The organism is Litoribaculum gwangyangense (genome assembly GCF_039543505.1).
GTDB lineage: Bacteria > Bacteroidota > Bacteroidia > Flavobacteriales > Flavobacteriaceae > Litoribaculum > Litoribaculum gwangyangense.
In genome coordinates this window covers 662965-679378 of sequence record NZ_BAABJW010000001.1, presented here as the reverse complement: position 1 = coordinate 679378, position 16414 = coordinate 662965, and the positions used below count along the sequence as shown (strand labels likewise).

15 protein-coding genes are annotated in these 16414 nt (G+C 32.4%); 6 read left to right on the top strand and 9 right to left on the bottom strand.

What is annotated here, in order from left to right:
* Positions 1-5: 5 nt before the first annotated feature.
* The 4 genes from porW to ABD963_RS02920 all read right to left on the bottom strand — a co-directional run bounded on the left by porW (position 6) and on the right by ABD963_RS02920 (position 5279).
* The gene (gene porW / locus ABD963_RS02935; RefSeq protein WP_345275441.1) at positions 6-2567 is read right to left on the bottom strand and encodes a type IX secretion system periplasmic lipoprotein PorW/SprE; all 2562 of its coding nucleotides are present in this window, start codon (positions 2565-2567) and stop codon (positions 6-8) included.
* Positions 2568-2682: 115 nt separating this feature from the next.
* The gene (locus tag ABD963_RS02930; protein ID WP_345275440.1) at positions 2683-3378 is read right to left on the bottom strand and encodes an ABC transporter ATP-binding protein; all 696 of its coding nucleotides are present in this window, start codon (positions 3376-3378) and stop codon (positions 2683-2685) included.
* A gap of 12 nt (positions 3379-3390) precedes the next feature.
* A complete protein-coding gene (locus ABD963_RS02925; protein ID WP_345275439.1) occupies positions 3391-4869 on the bottom strand; it encodes a DUF5687 family protein in 1479 nt (492 codons plus the stop codon).
* A 2-nt stretch (positions 4870-4871) separates the two neighbouring features.
* Positions 4872-5279 carry a DUF2059 domain-containing protein gene (locus ABD963_RS02920; RefSeq protein WP_345275438.1) on the bottom strand — a complete coding sequence of 136 codons (408 nt, stop codon included), beginning with the start codon at positions 5277-5279 and terminating at the stop codon, positions 4872-4874.
* Positions 5280-5418: 139 nt separating this feature from the next.
* Between ABD963_RS02920 and ABD963_RS02915 the strand changes: the two genes are divergently transcribed.
* On the top strand, positions 5419-6477 hold the full coding sequence (locus ABD963_RS02915) for a 2Fe-2S iron-sulfur cluster-binding protein (RefSeq protein WP_345275437.1): 1059 nt from the start codon (positions 5419-5421) through the stop codon (positions 6475-6477).
* On the opposite strand, the gene ABD963_RS02910 is transcribed toward ABD963_RS02915, so the two are convergent.
* Entirely contained in the window at positions 6474-7493 is a 1020-nt protein-coding gene (locus tag ABD963_RS02910) for a glycosyltransferase family 9 protein (RefSeq protein WP_345275436.1), read from the bottom strand. The genes ABD963_RS02915 and ABD963_RS02910 overlap by 4 nt on opposite strands.
* Positions 7494-7532: 39 nt before the next feature.
* Entirely contained in the window at positions 7533-8138 is a 606-nt protein-coding gene (locus ABD963_RS02905) for a DUF4254 domain-containing protein (protein WP_345275435.1), read from the bottom strand.
* A gap of 73 nt (positions 8139-8211) precedes the next feature.
* Between ABD963_RS02905 and upp the strand changes: the two genes are divergently transcribed.
* Positions 8212-8871 (top strand): uracil phosphoribosyltransferase, encoded by a 660-nt coding sequence (gene upp, locus ABD963_RS02900; protein WP_345275434.1) that lies wholly within the window; start codon positions 8212-8214, stop codon positions 8869-8871.
* Here the strand turns inward: upp and ABD963_RS02895 are convergent.
* Complete coding sequence (locus ABD963_RS02895; protein WP_345275433.1) at positions 8860-9783, bottom strand: DUF6427 family protein; 924 nt, start codon at positions 9781-9783, stop codon at positions 8860-8862. The genes upp and ABD963_RS02895 overlap by 12 nt on opposite strands.
* A gap of 67 nt (positions 9784-9850) precedes the next feature.
* Between ABD963_RS02895 and ABD963_RS02890 the strand changes: the two genes are divergently transcribed.
* Positions 9851-10078, top strand: coding sequence for a DUF6341 family protein (locus ABD963_RS02890; RefSeq protein ID WP_345275432.1), 228 nt, complete (start codon positions 9851-9853; stop codon positions 10076-10078).
* Here ABD963_RS02890 and purD read toward each other — a convergent pair.
* Entirely contained in the window at positions 10073-11344 is a 1272-nt protein-coding gene (gene purD / locus ABD963_RS02885; protein WP_345275431.1) for a phosphoribosylamine--glycine ligase, read from the bottom strand. The two genes, ABD963_RS02890 and purD, sit on opposite strands and share 6 nt — an antisense overlap.
* Before the next feature lie 86 nt (positions 11345-11430).
* Between purD and ABD963_RS02880 the strand changes: the two genes are divergently transcribed.
* From ABD963_RS02880 to ABD963_RS02870, 3 genes are read left to right on the top strand one after another with little or no spacing between them, the layout of a single operon-like run.
* Positions 11431-12750 carry a phenylacetate--CoA ligase family protein gene (locus tag ABD963_RS02880; protein ID WP_345275430.1) on the top strand — a complete coding sequence of 440 codons (1320 nt, stop codon included), beginning with the start codon at positions 11431-11433 and terminating at the stop codon, positions 12748-12750.
* The gene (wecB, locus tag ABD963_RS02875; protein WP_345275429.1) at positions 12747-13841 is read left to right on the top strand and encodes a non-hydrolyzing UDP-N-acetylglucosamine 2-epimerase; all 1095 of its coding nucleotides are present in this window, start codon (positions 12747-12749) and stop codon (positions 13839-13841) included. The genes ABD963_RS02880 and wecB overlap by 4 nt, the downstream gene beginning before the upstream one ends.
* Positions 13841-15007, top strand: coding sequence for a glycosyltransferase family 4 protein (locus ABD963_RS02870; protein ID WP_345275428.1), 1167 nt, complete (start codon positions 13841-13843; stop codon positions 15005-15007). The genes wecB and ABD963_RS02870 overlap by 1 nt, the downstream gene beginning before the upstream one ends.
* On the opposite strand, the gene ABD963_RS02865 is transcribed toward ABD963_RS02870, so the two are convergent.
* On the bottom strand, positions 15001-16407 hold the full coding sequence (locus ABD963_RS02865; RefSeq protein WP_345275427.1) for an exopolysaccharide biosynthesis polyprenyl glycosylphosphotransferase: 1407 nt from the start codon (positions 16405-16407) through the stop codon (positions 15001-15003). The two genes, ABD963_RS02870 and ABD963_RS02865, sit on opposite strands and share 7 nt — an antisense overlap.
* Positions 16408-16414: the final 7 nt, after the last annotated feature.

Sequence of the window (16414 nt, the reverse complement as noted above, 5' to 3'; positions counted from 1 at the left end):
TAAGTTTAATTATTATTTAAGTTCAAATAGGCATCCAAATTTTTATGGATTTGAATGATTTGGTAATTTGTAGAAGTTACTACAAAATAAGGGGCTTTTATTTTTTTCTTATCTTCTTTGGTTAATAATTGATCAAACGTTTTGGCAACCGTCCCTGTTTTTATACCATGTACAATTACAAAGGTTGTAGTGGCATTGTAAACATCTTTTGATGCGGTTAATTTATAATATCTCATGTTTTCCAAAACCTTATCTAACGCACTTTTAAAATCATTTATCTTCTCAGGTTCTGCATTGTTAAATTTAAAAACTACTTTGTAATTATTGGATATGCTATCATTTTCTTCGGCAAAATCTTTATTAGCTAATTTAGGTAAAATATTTGACTCGATGTTTTGCGCTTGTTTTCCCTCTGGTGTATTAGCATAAGTGACAGCCAAATTATTAATGGCTTTAGCGTATGCTTCATAGCCATTTAATCGACCTAAGGAAGTAGCTTTTAACAATTCGAATTTTGGCACTATGGGTTCTCCATCAAAGGTGTTGATGTGCTCTTCACTTTTTGAAATAACCTCTGCATATTCTTGGTTTTCATACTTAATATATAAGGCCTCATAGAGACTTTCAGGACTGTTTTCATCTTTTTCCGAAACCAAGTCTGGATTTTCTAAAATGTTGGCATATCTAGATTCTGGATACCTTGAAATGATATCGTTTTTTGCAATGGTAGCCTCGTCGTTCTCTCCTAACAACTCATAAATCTTAAAAAGGTTATATTTCGAAGGCAGTATCAATCGTTCCTCTGGATTGCTTTTTAATAGGTTTTGGAGTTTATCCTTTGCCAATTCGTATTCCTTAAATTTCTCTTTATATATTAATCCTAGCTGGTAATAGGCATAATTTCGATCTTTATAAATGCTGTCAATTTCTTTTTCTTCGGATGGAATTTTAGAAATATAAAACTGCGGATCGAACTTTTCTTCATCAGAAGCTGAAGTAATTAAATTATCTGTTGAAATTGCATTATCAACGACACCCACAATATTTTTACTGGACCATCGCCAGTTGTCTTCTAAAGGGCGATCACCCCAAATCTTAATAAATTCATTTTTACCATATGCCACGGTTGTAGGATTGTAAAAGTAAAATACAGTGGGTTGATTGGGCACGCCTGCTCTTTGTATTTGATTGTTAATGGGGTTGTTTACAGTTGCTAAACCACTGTTACGATCGGCAATTTCCGCTTTTTCTTTTTCTTCTTCAGCTTTAGCCTTCAAGCTTTCAACAAAAGCCTCAAAATAAGCTATACGTTCAGGCTCTGATAAGTTTACAAGTGATAAAATACTATCATTCGTTTTGGCTATGGCTTCGTAATAAATAACATCTTCCAAATTATCACGCTTTCGCTTGATAACTCTATATGGCTTGGAATTAAGATCAAAATTAGCCATGGTGCTATCGTAATACTTGCCAGCTTCAGCATAGAATGATGCATCAAAGTTCATATCGCCCAAAGTTTCGTAGTTTTTGGCTTTCAATATTTTATCCCTTGAATTGGTGCGCAATGATCTGTTATAATAGGCAACCGCTAATGAATCGGAATTGTTATTTAAATAAAAATTACCGAATTGATGGTAAATTTTATCCAAAAAAGGTCTGTTTTCCCTATTTTCCTCTAGTTCAGTAAGTAATTCTGTGGCTTCTAATTTATTGCCGTTTTCATAATCAAAATTCTTGATTTTCTCCAGGTGAGCCGTTATCAAATAAATTCTGGGGGTTTTTCTGTTTAGTTCAATGACCTTATCAAAAGCGATGTTGGCACTGTCTTTATAACCCAACTCGTTATATAGTTGGCCTTGAATAAAACGATATCGACCTCGTTCATCATTATTTTTTGTGAAGTTTGATGCAATCTCAAGTTGGATAATGGCGCTGTCAATAGATTTTGTGTTTAAATATGCTTGTGCCAAAATGGAGGTGGCATCGGCTAAATCTTGATTTTCTAGTTTTTCTTGCTTAAGTAAACGCTTCAAGTTTTTAATGGCCAATTCATTATTATCTAATCGAATATTAGCTTTTTCACGCCATATTTTTGCTTGATTGATTTTATCACTGGCTGGGTATTTATAAAGTATATAGTTAAACGCTTCCAAAGCAGGAATAAAACGTTGATCGAAATATCTAGCCTTCCCTAAAAGCAAATATGCTTCATCTATTTGTGGGTTTTTTTCTTTCCCACCAATGTTCATGCTATGCTTTTGAATAGCTTTGGTTGCTTTCTCTTCAGCTCTAGTGAATTTCTCGTTTTTTGATTGGCCAGGAAGTACAATGTCCTCAAAAACCTGCATGCGCTCAATGGGCAGTACCTCCCAATAATTATCAAAATAAGCGTCGTTTAGATTTTTTTTACCTTCATCTAAAGCTACAAAACCATTATAAAGTGAATTAAATTCAGCAGTGACCGCATGAAAATTTCGATTTATGAATTTATCTTTTTTTCGAGAGCAACTAGCCAACAAAAAAATGGATAATAAAAGAGGTAATATGCCTTTAAATGTTAATTTCAATGCTGTTATTTTTTGTCTAAATAATAACTAAAAACTCACGTTATTATTATATAACGGTAAAAATAAGCATCTTTTTGAATTAACCTAAAATATGTATAGCCTTTATATTAAAATCCTAATTGGCAAAATGCGCCTCCAATTCCTTCAAAGTCGCTGCACTGGTTTTTAAATCTTTAACCACTTCGCCCTTTTCGAGAACCACAATGCGTTCGCAGACATCGGTAACATGCAATAAATCGTGACTGGAAATTAAAACCGTAACACCTTGTGTTTCTGCCAAATTTTTGATGATACTTTTAAGCCGAATTTGTGTTGTAGGGTCTAAATTGGCGAATGGCTCATCCAAAATAATTACTTCTGGATTGCCTATTAAAGCCGCTACAATCCCAGCTTTTTTTTGGTTTCCTTTACTTAAATCACGTAGGTATTTTTTCTGTCCTAAGATTTCTCCATGAAAAAAGTCCTCAAATTGCGATACCAACTTATCCACATCCGCTTTGTTTTGCCCACGTAGTTCACCAATAAAATAAAAATATTCTTCGGCAGTTAAGTACCCAATTAAAAAGCTTTCGTCTATAAAAGCAGCTGTAAAAGGTTTCCAGTCTTCACTTTCATTAACTTGGATGTCATTACTTTTTATGTAGCCTGTTGTGGGCTCTATCAAATCTAAAAGCAAGCTAAAGTAGGTGGTTTTTCCAGCACCATTATTTCCTACTAAACCAAAACTTTGTCCTTTTGGAATTTCTAATGATTCTATATTTAAAACAGTCGTTCCTGAGTATTTTTTTGATAAGTTCGATGTTGTTATCATGATTTTATTTTGTTAGTTATTTTGATCAAAAGCACTAATCATCTTATATTTTGATTCCAAATATTTTTCTGTGATGGTTTTCATAAATTTCTGGTGAAAGATAATTCCTAAAATACCCATTGCCAATAATACAATACAGGCTATTTCGAAACTTAAAAGCCAATTTAAAAGCCCAAAAATAACCATGGGTAATATTAAAAGTGGTATCCCGATTAGCCATTGTACCGCACCTGTTCCTTGATAATTAAAAGCTGCTTTTTGGCTCAAATCGATTTTCTTTCTGTTAAAAGAACCACCCCATAGTATGACATGGGTGTTAACGCCTATGTTGTAAATGGCTGCCGCAAAATGTGCAAACAAAATTTTCCATCCAAAAAACACGTATGGAATTCCTAAAATAAATAAGAGGGCCACACTTACAGCCATTAAGGTGAATTTTGATTTTAAGTATTGTTCGTACTTAATATTCTGACTCATGAGTAGTTTATAATAACCACTATCCCATGCTGGAACAAATTGCCCGAAATTGATGAGAAAAATGCCAGTTGAAAAAATCCCTATGAAAATAAAGAAAAACGTTTTGTCTTGATATACCGGTTGTGGATAAAAAAACAACCCATAAAGTAAACCAAGTACCAACATCCAAACGGATGATTTGGTACGCTTGTTGCGCCAAATCAATCTCAAATCCAGTTGCATAAAAGGCGCTATATCTCCAAAGTTTTTAGTCCATTCAAGGTTTGATGCATTTACCTCTTTAATCTTTGTTTTTAACCCGCTATCCAAAAACAATTTTTGCCTTAGTAATTTAAAATTGAAAATGTAAGTTCCAATTAGAATTAAAATAAGAATTATGATTAAAAAAGGCGAATTGTAGATAGCGTTAAAACTCTTTCCAACCAAATCACTAAGTGATATTATATCGAAATAGTTAAGCGCATATAAGCCTCCAGTTAAAAGTATTATTGGAAGAAACGATAATTCTGTTTCTGCGGAAAAGCTTTCAATAATAAAGTTTAAAAAATTGATTATCAACGTAACCAAAATAAGTGCTAACATCCAAACTAAAACAGAGCTGGTAGGATAATCTTTTATTATTAGCGTTATTCCAAAAGGTACTACAGCAAATAAAGGCAGAAAATTAAAAAATGATAATGCCGATTTACCCAATACAAAATTGACGACTTTACTACGTTTTATGGGCAAGGTTAAAAGTGGTTTTACACTCATTACCGGTAGTTTTTGGAAAAAAAACCTAAAAACCAAATCGGCCAAAATCCAGTAAAAAAGATAGTTGTTTACAATTAATAAAGGGTCACTATCTGGGAATACTTTTTTTAATCCTGGGTACAATGCCACACCCATAATCAAGAAAACAGCAATGAAATAAAGAGCCAAAAACCCCATAAATATTTTAATGCCTAAACTTTTGCCAAAGCTTGCAGACCTTAAAAAGGACTTCCACTCTAAGCTTAAAAAATGTTTAATCATAATTAATTGTATTTTTGGGCTATGCCTTGTACTTCCATACCCCATGATTGACCAAACATCATTGCTTTTTGAGTTAATCCCATTTGTTTTGTTGCCAGTTTTTTACCTAAATCGGTGTTGTAAAACGCGACCAATTCTTTTATTTCATCTTGTGTAAATTCTTCCATATACAACTCGGCCATTTTACCGTACAAACCATCCAAAGTTCCATTGGCTTCTTTAGTGTAAGCCTCTTTATTTTCTTCAGAAACCATGGCGCCTATTTGAGCAATGGCGTTTTCAAAGGCTTCTCCTGCGCCAGTGATTTTTAAGAATTCAATGGTTTCCTTTTTAAACTCTGAAATTTCTTGTGCGTTAACTTGAGTTAAAACTGTTAAAGAAAATGTGAATACTAGTAAAAATTTTTTCATGTTATTTTATTTTATGGTTAATGTATTTGTTTCTGTTTTAACTTAATTCGTTTCGTTAGTATACTTTTTATGTTAATTGTTACAAACAAAGTTAATATTTGAAAATCAACTTCACTATTTTTGCAAAAAATAAATTTACATGTCTTCATTTTATAAACTCGCGATTAAAAATATTGAACGATTAACCAATAAATCCATTAGCATTTCTTTTGATGTTCCAGAAAGTTTAAAAAACACTTTTGCTTTCAAAGCAGGGCAATACATTACTTTAAAAACGAATATAGATGGCAATGAAGTTCGTCGAGATTATTCGCTTTGCACCTCACCAAAAAGCGGTGAACTAAAAGTGGCCATAAAAGAAGTCTTAGATGGAACTTTTTCGGCATATGCTAACAACAAATTGCAAGTCGGGGATATTTTGGAAGTTGCCGCCCCCAGAGGGAGATTCATTTTTGAACCCAATGATAACAAAACAAAAAATATTGCCGCTTTTGCAGCAGGTAGTGGTATAACCCCTATTTTAAGTATTATAAAATGTGCATTAGAAGAAGAAATACACAGTAAAGTTATTTTGGTTTATGGAAATAAATCAACGGAAGACACTATGTTTTTAAATGAACTTTTAGAACTTCAGCACCAATACAAAGATCGCTTTTCCATTCAGTTTGTGTTTAGTCAACAAGATGAAGATGATGCAATTTTTGGTCGTATTGAAAAAAGCACGGTTAATTATGTGATGAAAAATAAACATAAACATGTTGAAGTTGATGCTTATTATTTGTGTGGACCAGAAGCTATGATTCATACGGTTAAAGATGTTTTGACCGAGCATGGTATTGATAAAACTAAAATTCATTTTGAGCTTTTCAAAACCTCAAAAACTGATGGCATAGAAGAAGTAAACGATGTTACAAGTGGTAAAACCAAAATTACCATTATTGTTGATGAAGAAACGACTACTTTCCAAATGTCGCCAAAACAAACCGTTCTTGAAGCCGCATTAGATGAAGATTTAGATGCGCCTTACTCATGCCAAGGTGGTATATGCAGTAGCTGCTTAGCGAGAATAAAAGAAGGTGAAGCCACCATGAGGCAAAACAATATTTTAACTGAAGCCGAAGTTGCTGAAGGATTAATTTTAACCTGTCAAGCGCACCCAACCACACCAACTATTGTGGTTGATTACGATGATGTTTAAATAATAGATTTTATTTTCTCAATGACAGTTTCAGGAGAAATACTTCTGGAAACTTCTTTGTAATGCTCTGGATACTTATTTCCATAAACAGAAGTTGGGATTTTCGGAAATTGATTCCTATCTGAAAGTAACGCATAATCCTCTGGTTGGTTAAATGGTGCAAATCCAGCATACGGATGTGTAACACCCCAAATGGTTATAACCTTTATGCCCAACATGGCGGCGATATGGCCATTTCCAGAATCCATGGAAAGCATGAGGTCTAAATTTGAAATCACATCCAACTCTTCATCTAAAGATAGTTTACCTGCAACATTAATCACGTTGTCATAGGCGTTTTCAAGATCATTTAAAACAATTATTTCATTTTCTCCACCTCCAAAAAGGAGTAATTTATAATCTTTTGAAAGGGTCTCAATAACAATTTTCATCAAATTTAAAGGATACATTTTACCTTCATGAGCGGCGAATGGCGCTATCCCAATCATTTTTTTTGAATCCCTTGATATTAGTTTCTGAATTTTTTTACTCAAAATAGCTTTTTCAGGAAATGTAGGATTCGATAAATCAATGGCGTAACCCAATGATTTAAAAACCTCGGCATAACGCTGATGCGTGTTTTTAAGTGGTTCAAAAAAGGCACCAAGTGTTAAAGCCTTTTTCATCTTTCGGCCCTTATCAATAGAAATAAACCGCTTACATCTAATAAACTTTTTTAAAATCTTACTTCTTAAAACGCTGTGCAAATCAGCAACTGCATAAAATGTATGGTCTTTATTAAGTTGTCGTGCTAATTTATAAAGGCCGAAAATGCCTTTGTGCTCTCGTTTTAAATCAGCAGGAAAAACCGTCACATTTTTTAAATCCCTAAAAAAAGGAGCAAAGAAGCCTCGGGTTAAAACAGTGATTTTTACTTCAGGATGTTGTTGGGTTAATGCCCTTAAAACAGGAACCGTCATCGCTACATCTCCCATGGCTGAGAGGCGAATAACGAGAATGTGTTTTGGTTCTGGCATCTCAACTTAATTAATGGGATTCCTGTTTTAGCAGGTGTTCTATTTCTGTGAACGAAGTACTGGGTTTAGCTCGTCATCATTATACATTTTCATCTGCTTGTATACCTTCATGTATTTATCGCCTTTTTCAATATCACTTAAAAGCGTATCTATAGCTGTAGATAAATCTAATCGTTGCTCCAATAAAATGTCTAACTTTTTTTGGCAGGCTTCTCTGTGAGCTTCAGAGGCATCTTGACGAATAGCTTCTTCATTCATGTGATAGATTTTCAAAGCTAAAATGGATAATCTATCTATTCCCCATGCTGGGCTTTCCGTGTTAATTGTTGCGTTAGCTTTTGGAGTTATGTGTTTATATTTCTCTAAAAAATAACTATCAATATATTCTACCATATCCGTTCTGTCCTGATTTGAAGCATCAATCTGACGCTTTAATTTCAGTGCTGCAACAGGGACTATTTGTGGATCGCGAATAATATCTTCATAATGCCATTGCACGGTATCAATCCAACATTTTCTATATAGTAAATGTTCGATTAAATCACTTTTTGGATAGGGGTTTTCAAATGATTGGTCAACGGTATTTATGATGTGGTATTTTTCAATAACGTCTTGAAATATTTTGTTGGCTTTACTTGTAAACATGTTGTGTTAAATTTAATGTGCAAATATAGTCCATAATAATTAACTTTACTATTGAAAAAAACTACATACAAACATGCACATTCACAATATTTCGCAACATAACTCTATTTTAAATACCTTTATTTCTGAAATAAGAGATTCTAATATTCAAAAGGACCGCATGCGTTTTAGAAGAAATATTGAACGCATAGGGGAGATTTTAGGTTATGAAATGAGCAAATTTTTGAACTACGAACCCATAAATATTAAAACACCATTAGGAACATCTAAAATCAACTTACCGAAAAACGATATTGTTTTGTGCTCTGTTTTAAGAGCAGGTGTTCCTTTACATAATGGGTTACTCAATTATTTCGACACTGCTGAAAACGCATTTATATCGGCCTACCGGCACCATAAACATAATCCTGAAAGTTTTGAAATTATTGTTGAATATCTAGCATGCCCAGATTTGGAAAACAAAACTCTTGTTTTGGCAGATCCAATGCTTGCCACAGGTCAATCTTTGGTTGCCACTTTTGAGGCTTTAAAACCTTTCGGAAAACCCAAAGAAGTTCATTTGATAAGTGTCATAGGCGCACAAGAAGGTATTGGTTTTGTAGAAAGTCATTTTGATGAAAAAACTCATTTATGGATTGCTGCCATTGACGAAAAATTAAACGAAAAAGGCTATATAGTTCCTGGCCTTGGAGATGCAGGCGACTTAGCTTTTGGGGAAAAACTACAACAATAAGAGAAAAAAAGGCGCAATTACAAGAACTAGAACAAATGCTTCTTTAAACCATTTTTCCTGAATAATCTCGATGTAATTGGTTATTATAATTGCTAACGGCGCAAATAAAAATAAAAACTCACTGCCGTTTTTATCGGGCGTCTGTATTACAATTAAAAAAGCAATTATTGCAGCAATAATGATTATTTTGAATGATGCTCTAAATGCTTTTTTTTTCTTTTTTATGTTGTTTAAATAAAAAATAGAAGACCATGCCCCAAAAGACAAAAGAATAGTAATAGCTACAATATATTGAAAGGTATTGTAACTACTAAAATCATAACTAATTTGAGGAGATATGTTAAATATCTTGAAATAACTGCCATAAAAAACAACAGAAGCCGCTATTGATAATGTAAAAACCGTTAAAGCTCCCAGAAAAGGCACAATCCAGTGCCTTAAATTATTATCTGAATAAAACACAAGTGCCGCAAGTATTATAGCAAAAAACAAAATGGCCCAAAAATAAAACAAACATGCAATAGCTATCCAAAAAGCCGCATCAAAAAGCTTTTTTTTAGTTTCCTTTTGAGAACGTAAACTCATGATTCTTCTTAATGCCAATAACACAAAAAAGTTTGATATTAAAATATTGGTATGACTTGTAGTTGGAACAATTAAAAGTAAAAACAAACTAAATAGCAAAATTTCATAATTGTTTTTCTTTGTTAAACTATTCTTACTTACTATGAAATTTACTAGTAGAATGGAAGCATAAATAAGAAGCAAAATAATCGCTTGCTTAATAAAACCCAAAAATGTTATAGCATCCTCTATCACATTAAGCTTGGCTATTAAAAAAGCCAAAAGCGTAATAAAAAAAACAATAACAAAATTTATTGGTTTAGATTTATTAAAAAAGCTTGTTATCATTAACTGTTTTTGTATTTTTGCTTTGTAAATATAGTAACTAACGGTTATAAAATAATAAAGACACCCTATGAAAGATTTCTTTTACGGTATAGAAGATTTATTTGTAAATGTACTTTTCGCGCCTTATGATGCTTTAAGAGCTTTAGAGCTAGAAAACTGGTTTGCAGCAAATACTGTTTCTTGGTTATTCCTCATTGTTGGTTTTGTTGCCATGGTTTATTGGATGGGGCAACTTAGAATTTTTGACAATAATAATGAAGAAGATAAAAGCATTTCTGCTCATTCTTATTTATAAATCAAAACCAATATCTTTACGATAATACATCTTATCAAAATGTAATCTTTCTATGTTTTGGTAAGATTTTTTTATGGCCTCTTTATAGGTATTCCCATAAGAAGTAATGGCCATAACACGTCCTCCAGAGGTAACTATTTTACCGTCTTTAAGTTGAGCGCCCGCATGAAACGCAATGGAATCTTCAATTAAATTAACGCCTGTTATTTCCTTGTCTGTTTCATAAGCCTCCGGATAACCACCCGATACTAACATAATAGTTGTAGCCGCTCGTTCATCAATTTCGATATTGATTTTATCTAAAGTTCCGTTGGCCATCGCTTGAAGAATGTCAACAAAGTCATTTTTAAGCCTTGGTAAAACCACTTCTGTTTCAGGATCGCCCATGCGTACGTTGTATTCAATTACTTTTGGGTCGTCTCCAACTTTTATTAATCCTATAAATACAAAACCAACATACGGCAAATGGTCTTTTTCAAAACCATTAATAGTTGGCTTTACAATGCGTTCTTCAATTTTATTAAGAAAATCGTCTGTAGCAAAAGGTACTGGAGAAACCGCTCCCATACCACCTGTGTTTAATCCGGTATCACCTTCACCAATACGTTTGTAATCTTTGGCGGTAGGCAATATTTTATAGTTTTTACCATCGGTTAATACAAAGCAGCTTAACTCAATACCATCTAAAAATTCTTCAATAACTACTTTGTTACTGGCTTGACCAAATTTTGCATCAACAAGCATACTTTTTAATTCGGCTTTAGCTTCATCTAAATCATTAAGAATCACAACGCCTTTACCCGCTGCCAAACCATCGGCTTTTAAAACATAAGGTGGTTTTAATGTTTCTAAAAAGGCATAACCATTTTCAACGGTGTCTTTCGTAAAACTCTCGTATGCTGCTGTTGGAATTTGGTGTCGATACAAAAATTCTTTGGCAAACTCTTTGCTACCTTCTAGTTGAGCTGAAATTCTTTGTGGTCCAATTACCGATACATGTTTAATGCTTTCATCGTTCAAAAAATAATCATGAACCCCCTGAACTAGTGGGTCTTCAGGACCCACAACAACCATGTTTATTCCTTCTTTTAAAACCAATTTTTTGATGGCTTCAAAATCGTTAGCACTTATGTTTACATTCGTCGCGATCTCAGAGGTTCCTGAGTTTCCGGGTGCTACATACAAGTTTTTACATTTTGGGCTTTGAGCTATTTTCCAAGCAAATGTGTGTTCTCTTCCGCCAGAACCTAAAATTAAAATATTCATGGAGTTTGTTGTTTGCACAAAAATAAAACTAATGCCTCTATTACACGAATATTTTTTATTTACTTTACGTCATAATGTTTTTTAATTTGAATTTATTTGATATGTCCTTGCGATTAAATGGCTTTCCCATACAGAAAGCTAAACATCTATTAAAGGATATTCAAGCAAAAAACCATGTTGAATTTGAAGCTTATCTAGAATCTAAAAAGCAAGAAATTGTTGCATTTCATTTAAAACAAAACCCATTTTATAAAAACTTTGCAAAAGGTGCAAACCCAGAACAATGGGATAGCATTCCTGTTATGACTAAAAGGGATTTACAACAACCCTTAAAAAGCAGATTGTCAGATAATGTTACTCTAAAAAATGTTTACATTAACAAAACTTCTGGCTCTTCTGGAGACCCTTTTATTTTTGCCAAAGATAAATTTTGTCATGCCTTAACTTGGGCTATTATACAAAACCGCTTTCGGTGGTTTCATTTAGATTTTAGCACCTCAAAACAAGCACGTTTTTATGGTATTCCACTAGATAAAAAAGGTTTTTACAAAGAGAAATTAAAAGACTTCATAAGTAACCGAACCCGATTTAATGTGTTTGATTTAAGCGATGTAGCATTAAAAAGAAATTTAAAAAAATTTGAAACCACTTCTTTTGATTATATCAATGGGTACACAAGTTCCATTGTGCAATTTGCTAAATTTCTTAATAAAGAAAATGTAGTTTTAAAACAGGTTTGTCCAACTTTAAAGGCCTGTATGGTCACTTCTGAAATGCTTTTTGAAAATGATAAAAAACTTATGGAAACTCAATTTGGAGTACCTATAATTAACGAATATGGAGCTTCGGAATTAGATTTAATTGCTTTTGAAAATCCAGATGGTGAATGGCAAGTAAATAGCGAAACTCTTTTTGTAGAGATTTTAGACGATAAAAACAATGTGTTACCTTACGGAAAAGAAGGTCGTATTGTAATTACATCCCTTTATAACAAAGCACAACCATTTATAAGATATGAAATTGGTGATATAGGGACTCTATCTAAAAAAAGTACTCTTAAAAAACCTATTCTTGAAAAACTTATAGGCAGAACCAATCACATGGTTATATTACCAAGTGGAAAAAAAGCAGCTGGTCTAACCTTTTACTATATTACAAAAAGTATTATTGAAGATGACGGGCATATAAAAGAATTTGTTATTGAGCAGTTAGAACTTGATAGTTTTAGGATTATTTACGTTAGTAATAAAGAGCTCTCAACAGAAAAGATAAAAAAGATATCTATCGAAATAGAAAAGTATCTAGAAAAAGGATTAACCATTGTTTTTGAAAGACAAGACAATCTCATTCGTTCAAAAAGTGGTAAATTAAAGCAATTTACATCCTACTTAAATAAAAATACATGAATATTACAATTGTAGCAGGTGCAAGACCAAATTTCATGAAAATTGCCCCCATTATTGAATCTATCCAAAATAAAAAAAAGGAAGGTTTCAATATTAATTATCGCCTAGTACATACAGGACAGCATTACGATAAAAACCTAAGCAGCACTTTTTTTGAAGAATTAAATATTCCCTTACCTGATGCTAATTTAGAGGTTAAAAGTGGCACCCAAGCGGAGCAAACTGCCGCCATTATGATTGGTTTTGAAAAAGAGTTAGAACAGAACCCATGTGATTTGGTAATGGTTGTAGGTGATGTAACCTCAACGATGGCCTGTGCTATTGTAGCTAAAAAAGCTTACATAAAAGTCGCCCATGTAGAAGCGGGTATTCGATCGGGTGACACGAAAATGCCTGAGGAAATAAACCGAATTGTTACCGATAGTATAACTGATTATTTTTTCACTACCTCAGTTTATGCCAACCAAAATCTGGAAAAATTAGGGGTTTCTAAATCCAATATTTTCTTTGTTGGAAATGTGATGATTGACACGCTTATTAAAAATAAAAAGCAATTAAAAAAGCCTAGTTTTTGGGAAAATTTAAAATTAAGTGACAGAAAATATTTGGTCATGACACTTCATAGACCTAGCAATGTTGATGAAAGAACGATTTTAAAAAAACTAATTATTCAAATAGTAACGCTTGGAAAAAGCTATCCAATAATTTTTCCAGTTCACCCCAGAACTCAAAAACTTTTAAAGGATTTGGACTTGAATTTTAAAAACCTGCACTATGTGGAACCTCTAGGCTATTTAGAGTTTAATTATTTAGTGAAAAATTCTTTGGCAGTGATAACAGATTCTGGAGGAATTACTGAAGAAGCTACTGTAATGAATATTCCATGCATTACTTTACGAAACACCACGGAACGACCGGAAACTTGTAATTTAGGAACGAATATTTTAGTTGGAAATGATCCTGAAAAAATCAATGATGCTTTTAAAACACTGCTTTCTGGCACTTGGAAACAAGGAGAAGTGCCAGAATTATGGGATGGTCAGGCTGCCAAAAGAATTGTACAACATATTATAGCATTATACTCGTTATAATGAAGGAAATCCTCATCATAACTAATTATTTTCCGCCCGAAACCGGAGCCGCCTCTAACCGTATTTTTCATTTAGCCGAAGGGCTCCAAAAACATAACTTTAAAGTATCGGTTGTTACACCCCTTCCAAACTACCCAACAGGAAGAGTGTTTGAAACTTACAAAGGGTGTTTTAAAGCATCTTCAACTGAAAACAATATCAATGTTCATAGACTATGGATTTACGCTAGTAATTCCAAAAATAAGCTGTTGCGCTTAATTGCCATGTTATCATATAGTTTTAGTTTAATTTGGTTTTTTGTTTGGAACAAAATTCCTAAAACAGTCATTGTACAGTCTCCTCCTTTATTGGTTGCATTTACTTCAGTTTTACTTCTAAATTCAAAAAAGAGAAAACTGATTTTAAATGTAAGTGATTTGTGGCCTATTGCTGGTTTAGAATTAGGCGCTTTAAAAAAGAATCTTGCCTATGGTTTTTTAGAAAAAATTGAGCGTTTTAATTATAAAAACGCTGATTTGGTTTTAGGGCAAAGTGAAGAAATTTTAATTCATGTAAATTCTATCTTTCCTGAAAAAGACACCTTTTTATATCGTAATTATCCAGATTTCAACCCAACTGAAATATTTGAAACTAATCAATCCAAGAATAAACTAAAAATGGTTTATGCTGGGTTATTGGGTATTGCTCAAGGTGTTTACAAATTGTGTCAAGAATTAGATTATTCGAATATTCAACTTCATATTTATGGTGCGGGTGCCGAGAAAAACAACATTGAAACTTTAATTTTAAACAATCCAGAATTAGATATCATCTATCATGGCGAAATCTCTAGAAAAGAACTGCATCAAGAATTAATAACATATGATATCGCCATTATTCCTTTATTAAACAGGATTTATGGTTCGGTTCCTTCTAAAATATTTGAATATGCTCGCTTGGGATTGCCAATGATTTATTTTGGAGGCGGAGAAGGTGAAAATATTATACAAAAATTCCAACTGGGTTGGATAGCAAAAGCTGGAGATTATAAAGATTTAAATACCGTTATTTCCAAAATAAACACCTCTAATATTAATAAGATATATAAAAAAGAAATTCAAAAAACGGCTATTGATAATTTTAATTTTAATACACAGCTTAAATCTCTAATTGGAATTATTCAATAAGCTTTCTCTTCACCTTTGATGATATTCAAAAGTGTTTGTATAATAATTTTTACATCGAGTAACAATGACCAATTTTCAATATAAAAATTATCATATTTTATTCGATTAATAATATCCGTATCTTTTTCTACCTCTCCTCGATAGCCTTTTATTTGGGCTAATCCTGTAATGCCTGGTTTCACATGGTGTCTGAAAATAAAATTGTATTTATCAATTTTTTTTGAATAATCATCTGTATATGATAACATATGGGGTCTAGGTCCCACAACACTCATCTCCCCTTTTAATACATTTATAAATTGAGGTAGCTCGTCAATACTTGTTTTTCTTAAAAACTTGCCAATTTTAGTGACACGAGAATCGTTTTGCTTTACATAGGTTCCCTTAATTTCTTTCGTTACACTTAAAGACCTATACTTGTAACAGTAAAACTCTTTGTAGTTTATTCCATTTCTTTTGTGTCTGTAAAACAATGGGCCTTTAGACTCTAGTTTTATAAGAATAAATAGCAAAATAGATAGCCATGAAAGGATGAACAATATTATAAATAATGAAAATAGAACATCAAAAGCACGTTTTAGAAATTTATTAAAATCATTGTTTAATGCGGCTTCTTGAATAGATAAAACAGGCAGATAATTATAGTAATCTGTATTGAGTCGTTTTGTATAAAGCTTAAGCGTATTTGGAACAAACTTAATGTTACAATGATTAATATTTGCGTATTTTACATATTCATTTACCTGTTTTTCAGATAATTCATCAATGGCACAATAAATCTCATCAATGTGTTGATTATTCTCTAAAAATTTAAAACTTGCTTTAATATCTCCCGTTAAGTTTTCTTGGGATGAATTACTAAAAACTGCCTCTATATTATAGCCCAATTCTTTTTTTGATAAAATATTCTTAAGGTCATAAATACTTTCTCCACTTCCAATGATAACAACATATCTCAAGTTTCCTTTTAAAAAGGACCTAACGGATTTTAAAATATAAAAACTAAGAATTTTAATACTTGCTATGGCAGTGAACGAATAAAAAATATATTCTAAAACAGTAAAGGCCTGTAGATTTATACTTCTAAATACACCAATGAATGCAAAAACAATTATTGAATAAACCAAAAACTGTTTTATTAATAATGTGAGGATGTTAAATATGGAAGTGTATCTGTATACCTCATAGAACTTTAAAAAAAAAGTTGACAACAACCAAAAGAAAGTAGAATATAAGACATAAAGTAAATTCTTATCATTGAGAAATGATTTTGAAAAGAAATATAAATTCTCTTCATTAAAACTCAGTAGATAAAACGCAAAAATATTTATGACGAAAAGATCATATATAATCAGTATTGGTCTTAAGAGCCATGAGTATCTTCCTCGCTTATAGTCCATAAGCTAA